This window comes from Paenibacillus sp. FW507-14B1B, from assembly GCF_058781425.1.
Window position 1 is genome coordinate 1332474 of the sequence record NZ_JBYSWS010000002.1, and the last position, 14457, is coordinate 1346930.

The window sequence follows — 14457 nt, forward strand, 5'->3', positions numbered from 1 at the left end:
CTAATTTTCTGCACTGCAACGATTCACCTCATATTTCAAATAATAGTTTGTTTGTTACTGGCTGTATCTAGTTGTAGTCGAAGTGACGTAAATCGCTTCCCCTCGGTGTTCACCTAACAATTCACTATTCTACAAAATGATGTTGAATATTTTCTGAATCTGTCGAAACATGATGAAACAACAACAAAAAAGCACCGTTCTCTAATGAGACGATGCTAAGGATGGCTCCATTATTTTTCCTTTCACGATCATTCGATGTGTTGGATTGACCATAGGATGACAAGTAATTAACGTTATTTCCTTATCTACTCCGTTCGGATTCAGCACCTGCACTTCTTCTGGCTTTACATATAACTTCTCTGTCACTGTATATTCAAAAATTTCAGTTCCATTATCCACTTGAATCTTATCGCCAATTACGATTTCATCAAGCCGATTAAAGTTTCTTCCATATGTACGATTACGATGTCCAGCCACGGCGTAGTTTCCAACTTCCCCGACCTTTCCCGTATTCTCAACACTTGCCACAGTTGTATTGAGATGACTAACGGTTGCACCGTGAAGTATAGGCTGCATGAAGTCGATCTTATCAATCATTAATAGTCCCTCAGCTGTTGGATACCCACCTAATATCGAATCTTCATGACTAGTAGAAGCTACATCCCCCTCACCTGTCAGTGTCTTCCCTTCACTCGTCTTGTTCTCCTCTAAGGCGTCTTCACCATTGTTAATATTGTAAATACTATTCTGCCATTCCTTTACGATCTGCTCCTGTTGTTTGTCATGATATTTCTCTGCTATCGTCGGATAGAAAAGAATACCGATGCCAGTGAGAATAAAGAGCAGAGCAACTATCTTTATCTTCATCTACATTCAACCTGTCCTTTTAATGAATTTGTTGCAAGGAGCCACTCCACTGCTCATACCAATTCGTGATTTCGCTACTAGGAGGTAGGTCAAAATCCTCTTTAAATTTGTTCAATAGAAGCCGGTACTGCTTCTGAACCTCAACTTGATAATTCAACATAGCATATATTTTCATTAATCCAAAGTATCCTTCTTCTATATCAGGTATCTTCTCTTTTACTTCTTGATATAGAAGAATGGCTTCGGTGTATTGGCGCTGTATTAGGTAATAATCAGCAATACGCTTCACATGATCCAGCCAGAGCAGACGAATCCTTTCTTGCTCGCACATTGCCCAGGTATAGAGGTGCTCTTCCAAGAAATCTCCAGTGTAGCGCGCTTTTATGGCTAAATGAGTATCCAGTGTGCCTGGAGTAACCTCCCCGGCCTGGCGAAGATCATTCTCCCAATCATCCACATCCAGATTTACAGCTCCCCACACCATTCGGTAGCCCTCATCCTTATATTTTATCTCCAAATCAAGTTCTGCAGCCTGAATCACTTTCCGAATCTGATAGATTGCAGTATATAGCTGAGATGTTGCTCTTTCTACATCATATCCTGGCCACAGTAAATCTATGAGCAATTGTTTGTTAATTGTTTTGTCACGATAATATACCAGATACGCAAACAATTCCGGTGCCTTTAATGTCTTCCAAGAGAAGAACCGCTCATGTCCATCTAAATCGATGTAGTGCAAGTTCTGTAAACAGCAGAGCGTAGCACGGACCGAAGAACTAGAGCTCGCGGTACTCTTCATCATTGTTGTATCTACGGCGCGCTTTAGCGTTGTTGCTAGACGTGAGACACGTACTGGCTTCATTAGATAATCAAGTGCATTCATCTCAAAAGCCTTAATCGCATATTCCTGATAGGAAGTTACAAAAATAATTCGAATATCCGGTTGGATCTGTTGCAGCCTCTCAGCTAGTTCAAATCCATCAATACTCGGCATTTCCATATCCAAAAAAGCCAAATCTACCATTTCACGAGAAATAAATGAGATAGCTTCGTTTGGGTCTTGAAATGCACCCGAAAGCATAATCTTAATTTCATCTCCATATTGGTCTGCTGTCAACAGCTTCTCCATTTTTCTAAGCGTAAGCCTATCATCATCTACAACGATCGCCCTTAAGAACATCGCTTTTAGTTCAACCCCCAATTCGTGTCTACTCTCCTTATTCTATTTCATTTACAGACTAGACATCAAAAAAAGTGTATCCATACAACTTAATCATACGCTACTGAATATTTTTTGAATAGGGCAGTCATCGTTTTTCCACTTTACCTTTTGAGAGAGACGCTACGCTAAAATGATTCTTCTTATGTCTCCCAACACAAGTAAGCCACCCAAGGTTTGAACCCTTGAGCGGCCTTTTCACAAGAATTATTCTTATTATACTTTAAGCATCTAATTAGGCGATAATGCCATCAGATCATAGATGTTTATACAACAGCACAAGTATGAGCAAACCTATCACTTCGAGGAATTCATTAAGAGCCCCGTAAGTGTCACCCGTTAGTCCTCCTAATGCAAGATGCAACTTCCGAGCCAGCCATGTTCCAGCAGCCCCCATACCCAGTGGAAGCAGAATATATCCAAAAATCGATAGAATCATCGAATGGTTATCCATTTGGATCAATGGAGCTATTAAAGCGAATATCCCTGACAACAGCATGGCGATAAGCAGTGTTGCCCGCTGCTGACTTTTGTCTATATCTTTAAACTGTCCTGCTAGGCCACCTTTACCACGAGCTAATGGCCACGCTGACATTGCACGAACCATGAACCATCGGCTCCAAATCAAGGGAAGAATGAATAGCCCCGAATATTGCGTGCCGCCATTAAGCAAGGAGTAGATTAATGAGAGCTTTAACATTAACAGCAGCACACAGGCAATCACACCCATAGCCCCAACGCGGCTATCTTTCATGATGTCTAGCATCTGCTCACGAGATCGATAACTGAGGATCCCGTCTGCCGTATCCATCCAACCATCCAGATGAAGTCCACCTGTGAACCATACCCATAAGATGAGGGTCAATACTGCAGCAGGCATTATAGGCAATAAATACGAAAGTCCTGCACCAGCAGCCCATACCACAAGTCCAATAGCAGCGCCAACCAAAGGATAGAATTTCACACTTTGGCGAAAAAGTGCTGGTGTATAATCCAGATTAGCTCTTACTGGAAAGCGTGATAGAAATTGAAAAGCGGCCGCAGCCGCTTGACCCCATCTCGTCATAATCTGTACTCCCTACTCTTCAACTCTATAGGTATACCCGCTGTTACCAAGAATACCTGTGCACTACTTCGAGATATAGCCTGATTCATGTAACCCGCTAAATCACGATACAATCGACCCAATGGGTATTCTGGTACAATGCCGCTGCCCACTTCATTCGTTACCAGAATTAATTCACCAGAATACCGCTCTGCTTGGTCTACAAGACGAGCAATCTCGGCTTTCACCTTCGCTTGTACATCTTGCTCACCTTCCCATGAGAGAAGAATATTAGATAACCACAGAGTGAGACAATCGACCAACACAGTCGGAGGAGAGTCTACTTCGCCTTGGCATAACTCATGCCAATTACTTAGGAGTTCGACAAGCTGAATAGGCTCTTCTACATTTCGCCAAGCATAGTTCGCTAGACTTCGTTCAAGCTGATGCAGAGCAATACGTTCCCTCATCTCATCATCAAAAGCTTGGGCGGTAGCCACATACACAGCAGACGGGGACTTCGATATACATAGCTTCTCAGCAAAACTGCTCTTTCCGCTTCTTGCACCGCCTGTCACGAGTGTGATCATGAATCCTTCTCCTTGGTTTCACCTGAGATTCCCGCACTTTCAAAGGTTGCCATCTCACGAACAATCCGGCATGCTGCATCGACAAGATGAAGACATAATACACCGCCTGTACCTTCCCCGATTCGAAGATCTAAATCAAGTACGGGCCGAAGATTTAACTCTTCCAGAAGACGCCGATGTCCCTGCTCATGAGAAGCATGAGATACAATCATGTAATCTGCCGCTACTGGGCAGATGGCTTTGGCAAGCAATGCTGCTGCACTCGAGATAAATCCATCAATAATTACAGGGCAGCCATTTACTGCTGCGCCAAGAATAACACCAACCAAACCTCCGATTTCAAGACCGCCTACTTTAGACAGTACATCTACCGGATCATTGGGATCAGGGCTATTCACCTCAAGTGCTCTTTCAACTACGGATATCTTGTGTTGCAAACGAGAGTCATCAATGCCGGTTCCTCGGCCTACAGCATCCCTAACTGAAATGTCAGAGAGTGCACAGATTACCGCTGAGCTGGCCGTCGTATTTCCAATTCCCATTTCACCTGTAATAAACAACTGTACTCCGCGCTTAACCGCATCTTCAACAACCTTAACACCGACCATAATGGACTGCATTGCTTCATCGTAAGACATTGCAGGACCCTGTGCCATATTCGCGGTACCGTACCGGATTTTATGCGACAGAAGATCAGAGTGGGACAGCTCACTATTCACCCCAATATCCACACATACTACTTCTGCACCCGCTTGTCTGGCTAGAACGTTAACCGCTGCACCACCCGCGAGAAAGTTATGAATCATTTGAGGTGTAACTTCCTGTGGAAAAGCACTCACACCCTCATCGCAAACACCATGATCGCCTGCCATGATAATAACTTCTCTTCGGTCAAATGAAGGCTTTATGTTTCCCGTAATACCCGCGAGTTGTATCGCCATTGCCTCCAGTTTGCCTAGGCTGCCGGGTGGGACCGTCAGGTTATTAATATGCTGTTTCGCTAATTCCATGGCGGATTGATCCAACCCTCGAATTTCTCCGATACGTTCCATGACACTTTGTCTCATACATCATTACTCCTTTAATTACGCTTAGATGTAAGCAAGCATCCATTAGATAGTGTCAGCTTACTTCCTTTACTTCTTCATCAGTTCAGGATAAATCGCATTAGCAATTTCCTTAAGTCCTTCCGTTACACGTGGCCCTGGACGACTTACCAGGTTATCATCAAGACCATAAATCGCTTCATTCTTCACAGCTGTAATTTGATCCCAACCACTACGTGCTTTAATGATTTGGTCCAAAGTTTCCTTTGTTTCCTCATTCACAACATTCTTGGAGAACAAGATGACATCCGGATTATCTTTAATGATCTTCTCTTCACTAATTTCGTTCCAGCCCACCGTATCCGCAGCGACGTTAACACCGCCTGCTAAGGTGATCAGCTCATCCATAAACTCTCCACTACCTACTGTCCAGCCTTGGGAGAACTCGATGTACACCTTTTTCTTTTGCTCAGGTGTAAGTGATTTTACAGCTTCCGTTACTTCTTCACGATCCTGCTTGATCTTGTCCACGACTGTCTTAGCTTGTTCTTGATGATCTGTGATCAGACCAAAAGCTTCAATATTTGCAATAACATCATCTACGGTTTTCGGATCTGTCTTGTAAATCGTAATTCCTAGATCACGCAAATGCTGAGCTGCTTCTGCACTCATAGAGATTCCTGTTACTACGAGATCAGGTGAAGCGGCAATAATTGCTTCTTCATTCGGATTATATAGACCACCCATTTTCGGTTTCTTTGTAGCCGCTTCTGGATAATCATCGAAATCCGATACACCAATAACTTCTTCATCAAGTCCGATTGCAAACAATGTTTCGGTCTCCGCAGGCGAGATCGATATAATCTTCTTCGGTGCTTCTTTAAATGTAAGGGACTCTCCTGTAGCATCCTTAACGGTTAAAGGATACTCCGTCTTGAGCGTCGTTCCTTCTTCAGCCGGTGGAGTTACTTGTTCTGTTGATGTGGGGTCCGTTGTTGGTTTCGGCTCCTCATTACTGCCACAAGCCGCGAGCGCTAGTACCATTATGATCGCTAGTGCGCCTGTAGTCCAATTCTTCCATAACTGTTTCATTGTTATTTCTCTCCCCTATCTTCTTTTTAAGTATGGTTTGTGAGACGTGTCTCTTGTGATTTCAATGAACCTTTTTTACGAAGTCTGTGCAACAAAAAAAACCTGATCTTCTTATCATTAAGAAAGAATCAGGGATTACGTCTTAAGGACTTATAGTCAATTGATGACCATCTGTTCCACAGGCATAGTACCGAGTCATACCACAGTACTTCCACAAGCCAAACGTAATCCTTTCCTCGAAGGACTGTCGTACTCTTATAAGGCAGGTCTCCTGACTCACAGGTAATCGATATTCTCACCTTCCCATTCTACTTAGGCGCAGAACAGTGGTACATCGAGAATATCCCTGTTTCACAGTGGCGGGACCGTGTCGGAATTTCACCAACTTCCCTTTTAACTAGGAGCAGAAGCACTTTACTTGGCTCTAATCCTAGACCTTATAAGTTCATATTCATTTAGATACAAGCCTTACCTCTCAACTCATGATTATAGGTTACATATGAGTAGCTTACAACCCTTTGTAACGGATATTGAAGGCTTAACCACGGCTCCCGATCCATGTCTCATCCACATGTTTTAGCTTTAGGATGAGCAGACTTCCAGGCTCAGCTGTAAAATCCCAGAACGATGAACCCGGTATAGTCATCGCTGCAATCTGTCTAATCACGCCTCCATGTGTGACGATAAGTATCCGATTGTTCTCATTATCAATGCCCATATCATGAACTAGACTATCTAAAAATTCTGCTATCCTCTTCTGAAAATGCCCCCAGGATTCACCTCCCGGCGGTGTCACAGACTGAGGATCATCCAGCCAATTCCGATACAGGGGTATATGTTTCAACTGATCGTAGGTCTGACCCTCCCAAGCTCCGAAATCCATTTCTCGTAACCGCTTATCGAAGACTACCTGTTCAGTTGTAGATGTATACACCTGTTCTAATGTTTCCCGGCATCGCTTTAAGTCACTGCACAATATTTGACGAAATGTCATTCCTTCAAGTTCTTCCCTCAATGGTAAAAGCGCAGTCAGCGATTCTTGAAGCAGTCCGATATCGGTGTGACCTAAATAGCGTTTCTCCTTATTCCACTGTGTTACACCGTGCCGAATACATACCAGTTCTAACTCCATAATGCTCCACCTACTAGCCAAAAGATCATTAAACTTAGTAATAGAAATAGTATTGATGCAGTCAACATCAATCGATTGGTTATCAGGATATCATCCTTATTCATTGGACGTGTATACTCGCCCATGTAAGCTCGAAAAGATACGACACCATAATATACATTCTCGCCCCCAAGACGAATTCCTAAAGCTCCGGCTACAGCTGATTCTGGAAATCCACTGTTGGGACTCGGATGAAGACGTGCGTCATGCCTAATCGTTCGGTACGACCGTCTGTAATCAAGGCGGTGCATCCAGCTGCTAACAACGAGCAGTAATGCCGTTATACGTGCTGGAATGAAGTTAGCGATATCATCTAATCGAGCAGAAGCCCAACCCAAATGGATATATTTATCATTCTTGTATCCAACCATAGAATCCAGGGTGTTTACTGCACGATAGGCCATAGCAAGCGGAGCTCCTCCGATCAGTGCGTAAAATAGTGGGGATACGATGGCGTCTACAATATTTTCCGCGACCGTCTCAACGGTTCCCCGAACGATTTCAGGCTCATCCAAGTGTGCTGTATCCCGTCCCACAATCATACCGAGTGCTTGCCGTGCGGCAGGTAAATCCCCCTGTTTCAGATGGTTGTACACGCCCATTCCTGCATCCCGCAGTCCTTTCGTAGCAATTGTTGTTGCAATCAACACAACCTCGGCTAAAATGGCAAGCCACGGATGAATGAAATACAATCCCTTAAGTAGCGCCCAAGTAATAAGCAGCGAACCTCCCACGATCATGACTGGGAACAGGATACCTGCTTTTTTCAGATGGCCTGGTTTAGTGAAGCGACTACGAATCCACTTCTCCAATCGCTTAATTGCATGCCCCATGCCAATCACGGGATGAGGAATCCATCTTGGATCTCCAATGATGAGATCTAACAGGTATGCCGCACAGAGAATGAATGCAAAGGTCCATTCCATCATGATCGCCTCACTCCCGGAGCCTTGAAGCTTTCGATTACGGTTCCATACACCGTGCGTCCGATAGCAGCTCCAAGATCTGTGGCTGTTCCGCAGTATCTATGCTCGGCTGGATAGGCATTCGACTGACTAACTCCTAGCACGATTGAATCTGTCGTTGTCCCTGTCGCAATTAGGCCATTCTCTGCATCACGTATGCCGAGATCTGAAAGGGCAGCCGTCTTCGCTTCAACAGCCGTAATAATGGCATTCACCATCGCTGCTTGAGACATTCTTGCATCAATGACTAACATGATGTTTATCGTTCCAGGCTGATACACCGGGTATGTCGTTCGCGCCGATCCAGCACGTGCACCGTTGGATACTCCAGCTGTCGTACAGCAAAATACGGAAGCATCTTTATCTGTTTCTTCAAGAACAGCTGCATATTCCAAGCGAACGGCTGTCAGTAAGCCTGCCGTTGATTGCAGGGAATAGTCCCATTCATGGAACAGTTTCCTTATATCTTGTTCCGGATTACTGCAGTTGTACAATCGATCCACATATATATTAGCGATCCGATCAATCTTCCCCATACCTCCACCGTGTATGGCACTACTAAGACCATCTAGAAGGGTGGGAGCCTGAAGTTGTAAATGACGTTCATGCTTGGTCAAGATTAACCCGGGAACAGCCACAGATCTATACTCCATTTTGTCATTATTCAAAAAAGGTGTTGTCATGATAAAACTCCTATTCTCAACCTGCATTCTTGAGTACATGCTCTATTTCGGTTAGAAATATTCGATTAGCTTCCGCATCTTTAACAGCGATTCGAACATGGTTATCTCCAAGTCCTGGATACATCGCGCAGCTTCGAATTAATATGCCTCGCCGTCCAAGCTCTTGCTGCATGTCAACTGCCCGCCAAGGGTTAGGCAATTTCAACAATAAGAAATTAGCTTCTCCTGGACTGACCTCACACCCCAGTGCACTTAGCCCTTGGATTAAGCGTGCACGTTGCTCCGTAATGAGCTCCATCGTACCCAGTTCAAATTCCTTATCACAATCCAGTGCCGCCTCACCCGCTAGCAGTGCTAGACCATTCACACTCCATGTTACCTGCTTTCCAGTCATGAATTTAATGACATCAGGATGAGCTAACGTATAGCCTAATCTCAGACCGGGAATCGCATAAAACTTCGTCATCGACCTTACCAGTATCGTTCGCGGGTAGTTATCCAGTTCCGTTAATAAAGACGCCTGTTGCTCTTCTGCAATGAAGTCAATGAAGGCTTCATCGATAACAAGATAGGTATGTGATTGTTCAGCCTGTTCAGCTAACAGACGAAGCTCTTCTAGTCGGTATTGTACGCCGTTTGGATTGTTAGGTTGTCCGAGAAACACCAGATCCACTTGCTGCATAAGCTTCCCAATGTCCTCTACCGTCGCCTTCCAATCCAGTTCAGGTCTACCGCGTACCGATTGTACTTCGATATCAAACTGTTCCGATAGTTGACGATATTCAGAGAAGCAAGGTTCTACAATGCCCACCGTTTGAGGATACAGTCCCAGAAGTATGAGAGACATACACTCAGCTGCACCATTGCCTACACAAATGTGTTCTTCACGAATTCCTAGTTTATGTCCTAGAATCTGCTTAAATTGACGATGTCCGGGATCTGGATAACGAATAATTGAGGATAACGCTTGTCCCAATTGCTCAAGCACTTGTTTAGGTGGCCCAAGCGGATTAATATTGGCACTGAAGTCGAGGAATTGGCCCTCTTCTAATCCATATGTCTCCGCTGCCGTTTCTAAATCTCCCCCGTGACCATAACGTTCTAACATACCGATTACGCTCCTGACTTAATGAATTCAATGATGCTATTATCGCGCTGAAGCTTCGAATGCGTCAATGAGAAGTCAAAAATGACATAGAAAAGAAGCTTCCCTGTTCCTGACTGAACTTATAGGAAGCTTAGTTATATTGTAAACACTTGATTCACTCGCTGAAAGGGTAATCACAGCATTCCTGATTACTCTATCCACTGCTTACAAATTGGACTATTCCGATCGTAACCAATAACAAAAATATAGCTAATACAATGGTAAGCAAGATTTTCAATACATTCATACCATTAGATCGATTCTCAAGTTGCTTCTCAAGCCGCTCTAATCGCTCTTTAAGTTCTTGCACTTCCCTCTCTTGTCCCATGTAATCCTCCTTAGATTCACATTGTTACCTCTTAAGATCCTCCATTTATATGGAGCACACACAACAAATATACCATATATATCCACATATTGAATTCTACTAATGTCTCTATCACATGAATTAAGGATATAAAAGAAGCCTCCCAGCTAAAGCTTATGGGAAGCTTCTAAGTTATGTATGCTACTACAACTTAAATCTACTAATTGTTTCTTGTAACTCAAGAGCCATGCTACTTAGGGACGCTGCTGCTGCGGAAACCTCTTCCATTGAGGCATTTTGCTCTTCGGCGGAGGCTGCAACGTTCTGCGTATTCGCAGCTGACTGTTGCGAGGTATTCGCGATGTCTTCCATCATGCCTACCATACTCTCGGAACTTGTACTCACGCGATCTATGATCTCTGCCACTTCCTGAGATTCTACTGCAATATGTTCTACAGAAAGCGCAATATCACGGAATGTTTCACCCGTTAAATGTACTCTCCTGATCCCTTCATTGACGACAGAGGCTCCTTCCTTCATCGAGACCACTGCGGTGTCCGATATCATCTGAATTTCTTGGATCAACCCCTGAATGTGTTCTGCTGCTTCATTCGAGCTTGAAGCTAGTTTCCTTACCTCTGCTGCGACAACAGCAAAACCTTTCCCCTGTTCTCCAGCCCTCGCCGCTTCAATACCTGCATTGAGCGACAGTAAATTCGTCTGTTTCGCAATATCTGTAATCAAGTTAACGATTTGACCAATCTCTCTTGATTTTTCCCCCAGCTCATTAATAACTCCGGTTGTCCCGTCTACTGCCTGCTGTAAGACATTCATCTGTTCTACAGTATCCTTCACGACTTGATTTCCAGAATTGGCTTTATCATTAGCTGCTGTTGTTAATTGGGTCATCGATCGAATCGACTTCGCCGCTTGATTCATTTTATTTGAAATTTGACCTGCAGCTTCGGCAGCTTCCATCGAGCTCGAAACTTGCTTCTCTGCTCCTGCTGACACTTCCTGAATCGCTATATTAATTTGCTCTGTTGCTTTACTTGTCTCCTCAGCGCCAGCAAATAGTTCCTCAGAGGTTGCTGCGACTTGTGCCGTATTTAATCCCACATGGCCAATCAAGTCTTGTAAATTCTTCTTCATCAGATTGAAGGACTGCGCCAGCTTTCCAATCTCATCGCGGTTTTTCACTTTTATATCCTCTTCATTCAGTACACCTGCTGCAATCGCCTCAGCAGCCTTGGACAACAACCCCATAGGTCTTGATATCATCCTTGAGACGATCACACTAATCACGGTAGCCATGATGAGGGCCGCTACACTTAGACTTATGATCATTCGATTCACCGAATGAACAAGTTTTGAATTCTCTACGCTTCCTTCGTTCATACTTTCGATCTGGGCAGATACCAATTTCTCTGCCATCCCTCGTATTTCCTTCGCCAAAGGTGCTGCCTCTTCTGTTGCTACTCGCATCGCTCCATTAGGGAGGCTATAGATTAAGCCCTCCACTTGTGCAACCTTAGTACTAAACTGCTGATTTAACGTGGTTATCTGTTTCATCATTTCAATATGTTCTGGGAGGTGTATCAAATCATTGGTTTGCTTAATGGACTTCTCCATCTCGGAGGTGGCTTCCTTTAAAGATTCATAAGCCCCTTCTTCCTTCAGTAACATGGCGCGTAGAAAACTAATTTCCTGAGATGCGGAGTTCTGTATATCCTTAGCATAAGACAAAATAAGTGCTCTTCGATTAAGCAAGTCGGAGTAGGAGGAATCAAGCCTATCAATTTGAGAATAAGTGATGTAGCTAACAATCCCTAATATCAAAGAAATACATAAAAACCCCGCTCCTATTTTTTTGCCCACTGAATTAATCACGCTGTCCACTCTCCTGAGATGAAATCAATATTGTAGTTATCCTTAATTAATATCGACATATCATCTTACAAATTTTAGGTCTTCTTAAAGACACTTCAAAATACACTTTATCATTGTGAAAGATCATTATTTTTGGTCGTCAAGCTAGTATCAAGCCGAATTTGTAAGAGCACAGTAAGTCGGTATTAGCCTACTAGATCAACATACAGTAAACGCTTGGACGTATATTAGTCCAAGCGTTTTTTATTGAGCTGACACTCTTTATACATTACATGGCTGCCCAAGCGAATTTATCATCTTAATGTGGTAGGTCTGTATTTACAACGGTTTGTAAGGTTCTGTTTCTATCCGCATTTAATTCCCAGAACATTGCACCGCGTAACCCTTTCGACTTGATAAACTCATTCTTCAGATGAATCGATTCTTCATCATCGTAAGAAATAAAAATTTTGGTAGATGGATTATATAGGAATGGTGTCTTCGTCACACTGTTCCAGTACCGGGTATATCCTTTACCACCCACAGTATACTTACCTGTGGAATCAGCCGATAGCAGACCAGTGTCTTGCATAAAGGCAAAGTCATAGGTCGATCCAGCGGAGCCTCCCGTCGCTTCACCAGTACAACTTTGATACAATCCGTTATTATTAGGACCTGCATTGCACCCTTTCCATCCATAACCATAGAATGGTTCCCCAACAACTATCTTTTGGGCAGGGATACCTTTGTTTAAGTAGTTGGTGACTGTGGAACTAAGGCTGAATTGGCTGTTGCCATTCGGATTAGCTGGGTCATGATAAAGCGGCGCTTCAGCAGCACTCGTTGCATCCCACGGCCCGTAGTAATCGTAGGCCATGATGTTAATCCAGTCTAAATACTGCGAAGCATTCAATAACCAATTATTTGTACCTCCTGCATCCGCAAGAAAACTCGAATTCGCGCTTGAAGCAATCGTAATATAGTATTGTTTACCGTCTTGTTGTCCGGCTGTATCTAGCGCCTGGCGAAGTGTCTGCAGAAGCAGGATATAATTCGCTTTATCAGCGTTACGTTGACATGTTTGACCGGCTGCACAAGGCACACCAATACTGTTCGGATATTCCCAGTCAATATCAATTCCATCGAATTGATATTGGCGCAGGAAATTGACGGCAGAGGTAGCGAAATTACCTCTTGTTACAGGGTCATTGGCCAGATTAGAGAATTGGTTAGACCACGTCCACCCTCCCACAGCAGCGAACAACTTAAGATTAGGATTCGTATTCTTTAGTTGTCTTATCGCAGCCAGTTGGTTATACCCGCCATCTGCTGTACCATCTACATAGGGATCTCCAAGCACGATGGAACCGTTCGGTGCATTACTTGCACTTCCGTCGCCATTTTGACAAGTCCAGGTATTCGGATTCGGTGAGCTTGGGGAAGGATTACCATGTCTGCCGTTCCAGCAAACATCAAGGAATGAGTAGTTAATAGCTGTTACTTTGGTCGTATCGATTTTATCTGCCGTAAAAGAAGGGGAGTCGTAGGTAGTCCAGCTGGGAAAGTAACCAACGATTTCGTATTGGGGGGTGGTTTGGTTTTGGGGATTAGTTGTCACTTGGAGCGCTTGACTAGCTGCTGAAATATTGCCTGCTGCATCTTTGGCTTTCACCGTAAAAGTATAAGTCGTGTTCGCCGTCAATCCTGTGACGGTGTAAGAAGTTGTATTCGATGAACCAGCGAGCGTCGTGTCATTATAGATCTGGTACCCTGTCACGCCGATGTTATCTGTTGAAGCATTCCAGCTTAGAGATATTGAACTTGTAGTTATGGTAGATGCTGTTATATTACCTGGCGCTGTTGGTGGTACTGTATCTGAAGCAACCGCACTAGTCGATACGTTAACTGATGTGCTGGGTGCTGAAACATTGCCAGCGGCATCCCTTGCTTTAATTGTGAAAGTATACAGTGTATTAGCAGTCAAACCTGTTACTGTGTAGGAAGTCGTTGTTGTAGATCCAGCTAATGCGGTACCGTTGTACACATCGTAACCAGTGACACCCACCTGATCTGTTGAGGCGCTCCAAGTTAATGTAACAGAATTACTGGTGACATTGCTTGCATTAACACTGGTTGGAGTCGTTGGTGGCTGTGTATCTGTAGAAGCTGTTTGTTTGCTCCACAGTGCAGGTACGTTTGGTGGTTCCCAGCCAACAAGAGAGGTATGTCCCTGTACACACTGATAGGTATCTGTTCCGTAGGTAACAAGATCGCCTGTTTTATAGGCCGTATTCGGTGCCCAAGGTGCAGCGCCGAAGGCTGTAAGCGGTATGGCTGTGAAGACCATAATCAAGACCAAAAGCAAGATAGCACTAACTTTTTTAACTTTATTAACTTTTTTCAAACTTTACCACACTCCATTCCATTTGGGTTTACGATCCTAAAGGTTACGCTTA

The 14457-nt window shown here is 43.9% G+C and carries 13 protein-coding genes and 1 riboswitch; all 13 genes read right to left on the bottom strand.

What is annotated here, in order from left to right; all coding sequences use genetic code 11:
• Positions 1 to 201: 201 nt before the first annotated feature.
• The 13 genes from AC3WJJ_RS14815 to AC3WJJ_RS14875 all read right to left on the bottom strand — a co-directional run bounded on the left by AC3WJJ_RS14815 (position 202) and on the right by AC3WJJ_RS14875 (position 14348).
• Positions 202 to 867 (bottom strand): class D sortase, encoded by a 666-nt coding sequence (locus AC3WJJ_RS14815; protein ID WP_492541715.1) that lies wholly within the window; start codon positions 865 to 867, stop codon positions 202 to 204.
• Positions 868 to 886: 19 nt separating this feature from the next.
• Entirely contained in the window at positions 887 to 2068 is a 1182-nt protein-coding gene (locus tag AC3WJJ_RS14820; protein ID WP_492541717.1) for a response regulator, read from the bottom strand.
• 274 nt (positions 2069 to 2342) lie between these two features.
• Complete coding sequence (gene cobS, locus AC3WJJ_RS14825) at positions 2343 to 3152, bottom strand: adenosylcobinamide-GDP ribazoletransferase (RefSeq protein WP_492541719.1); 810 nt, start codon at positions 3150 to 3152, stop codon at positions 2343 to 2345.
• Entirely contained in the window at positions 3149 to 3721 is a 573-nt protein-coding gene (gene cobU / locus AC3WJJ_RS14830) for a bifunctional adenosylcobinamide kinase/adenosylcobinamide-phosphate guanylyltransferase (RefSeq protein ID WP_492541721.1), read from the bottom strand. The genes cobS and cobU overlap by 4 nt, the downstream gene beginning before the upstream one ends.
• On the bottom strand, positions 3718 to 4788 hold the full coding sequence (cobT, locus tag AC3WJJ_RS14835; protein ID WP_492541723.1) for a nicotinate-nucleotide--dimethylbenzimidazole phosphoribosyltransferase: 1071 nt from the start codon (positions 4786 to 4788) through the stop codon (positions 3718 to 3720). The genes cobU and cobT overlap by 4 nt, the downstream gene beginning before the upstream one ends.
• Before the next feature lie 69 nt (positions 4789 to 4857).
• Positions 4858 to 5859, bottom strand: a complete 1002-nt coding sequence (locus tag AC3WJJ_RS14840; RefSeq protein ID WP_492541725.1) for an ABC transporter substrate-binding protein — start codon at positions 5857 to 5859, stop codon at positions 4858 to 4860.
• 244 nt (positions 5860 to 6103) lie between these two features.
• Positions 6104 to 6314: riboswitch (cobalamin riboswitch) on the bottom strand.
• Positions 6315 to 6397: 83 nt separating this feature from the next.
• Positions 6398 to 6991, bottom strand: coding sequence for a histidine phosphatase family protein (locus AC3WJJ_RS14845; protein WP_492541727.1), 594 nt, complete (start codon positions 6989 to 6991; stop codon positions 6398 to 6400).
• On the bottom strand, positions 6982 to 7959 hold the full coding sequence (cbiB, locus tag AC3WJJ_RS14850) for an adenosylcobinamide-phosphate synthase CbiB (RefSeq protein WP_492541729.1): 978 nt from the start codon (positions 7957 to 7959) through the stop codon (positions 6982 to 6984). Before cbiB ends, AC3WJJ_RS14845 begins: the two co-directional genes overlap by 10 nt.
• The gene (locus AC3WJJ_RS14855; RefSeq protein WP_492541731.1) at positions 7956 to 8678 is read right to left on the bottom strand and encodes an adenosylcobinamide amidohydrolase; all 723 of its coding nucleotides are present in this window, start codon (positions 8676 to 8678) and stop codon (positions 7956 to 7958) included. The genes cbiB and AC3WJJ_RS14855 overlap by 4 nt, the downstream gene beginning before the upstream one ends.
• A gap of 16 nt (positions 8679 to 8694) precedes the next feature.
• Entirely contained in the window at positions 8695 to 9786 is a 1092-nt protein-coding gene (gene cobD, locus AC3WJJ_RS14860) for a threonine-phosphate decarboxylase CobD (RefSeq protein WP_492541733.1), read from the bottom strand.
• A gap of 193 nt (positions 9787 to 9979) precedes the next feature.
• Positions 9980 to 10153 (bottom strand): hypothetical protein, encoded by a 174-nt coding sequence (locus AC3WJJ_RS14865; protein ID WP_492541735.1) that lies wholly within the window; start codon positions 10151 to 10153, stop codon positions 9980 to 9982.
• A gap of 183 nt (positions 10154 to 10336) precedes the next feature.
• Entirely contained in the window at positions 10337 to 12022 is a 1686-nt protein-coding gene (locus tag AC3WJJ_RS14870) for a methyl-accepting chemotaxis protein (protein WP_492541737.1), read from the bottom strand.
• 298 nt (positions 12023 to 12320) lie between these two features.
• A complete protein-coding gene (locus AC3WJJ_RS14875) occupies positions 12321 to 14348 on the bottom strand; it encodes a glycosyl hydrolase family 18 protein (protein WP_492542067.1) in 2028 nt (675 codons plus the stop codon).
• Positions 14349 to 14457: the final 109 nt, after the last annotated feature.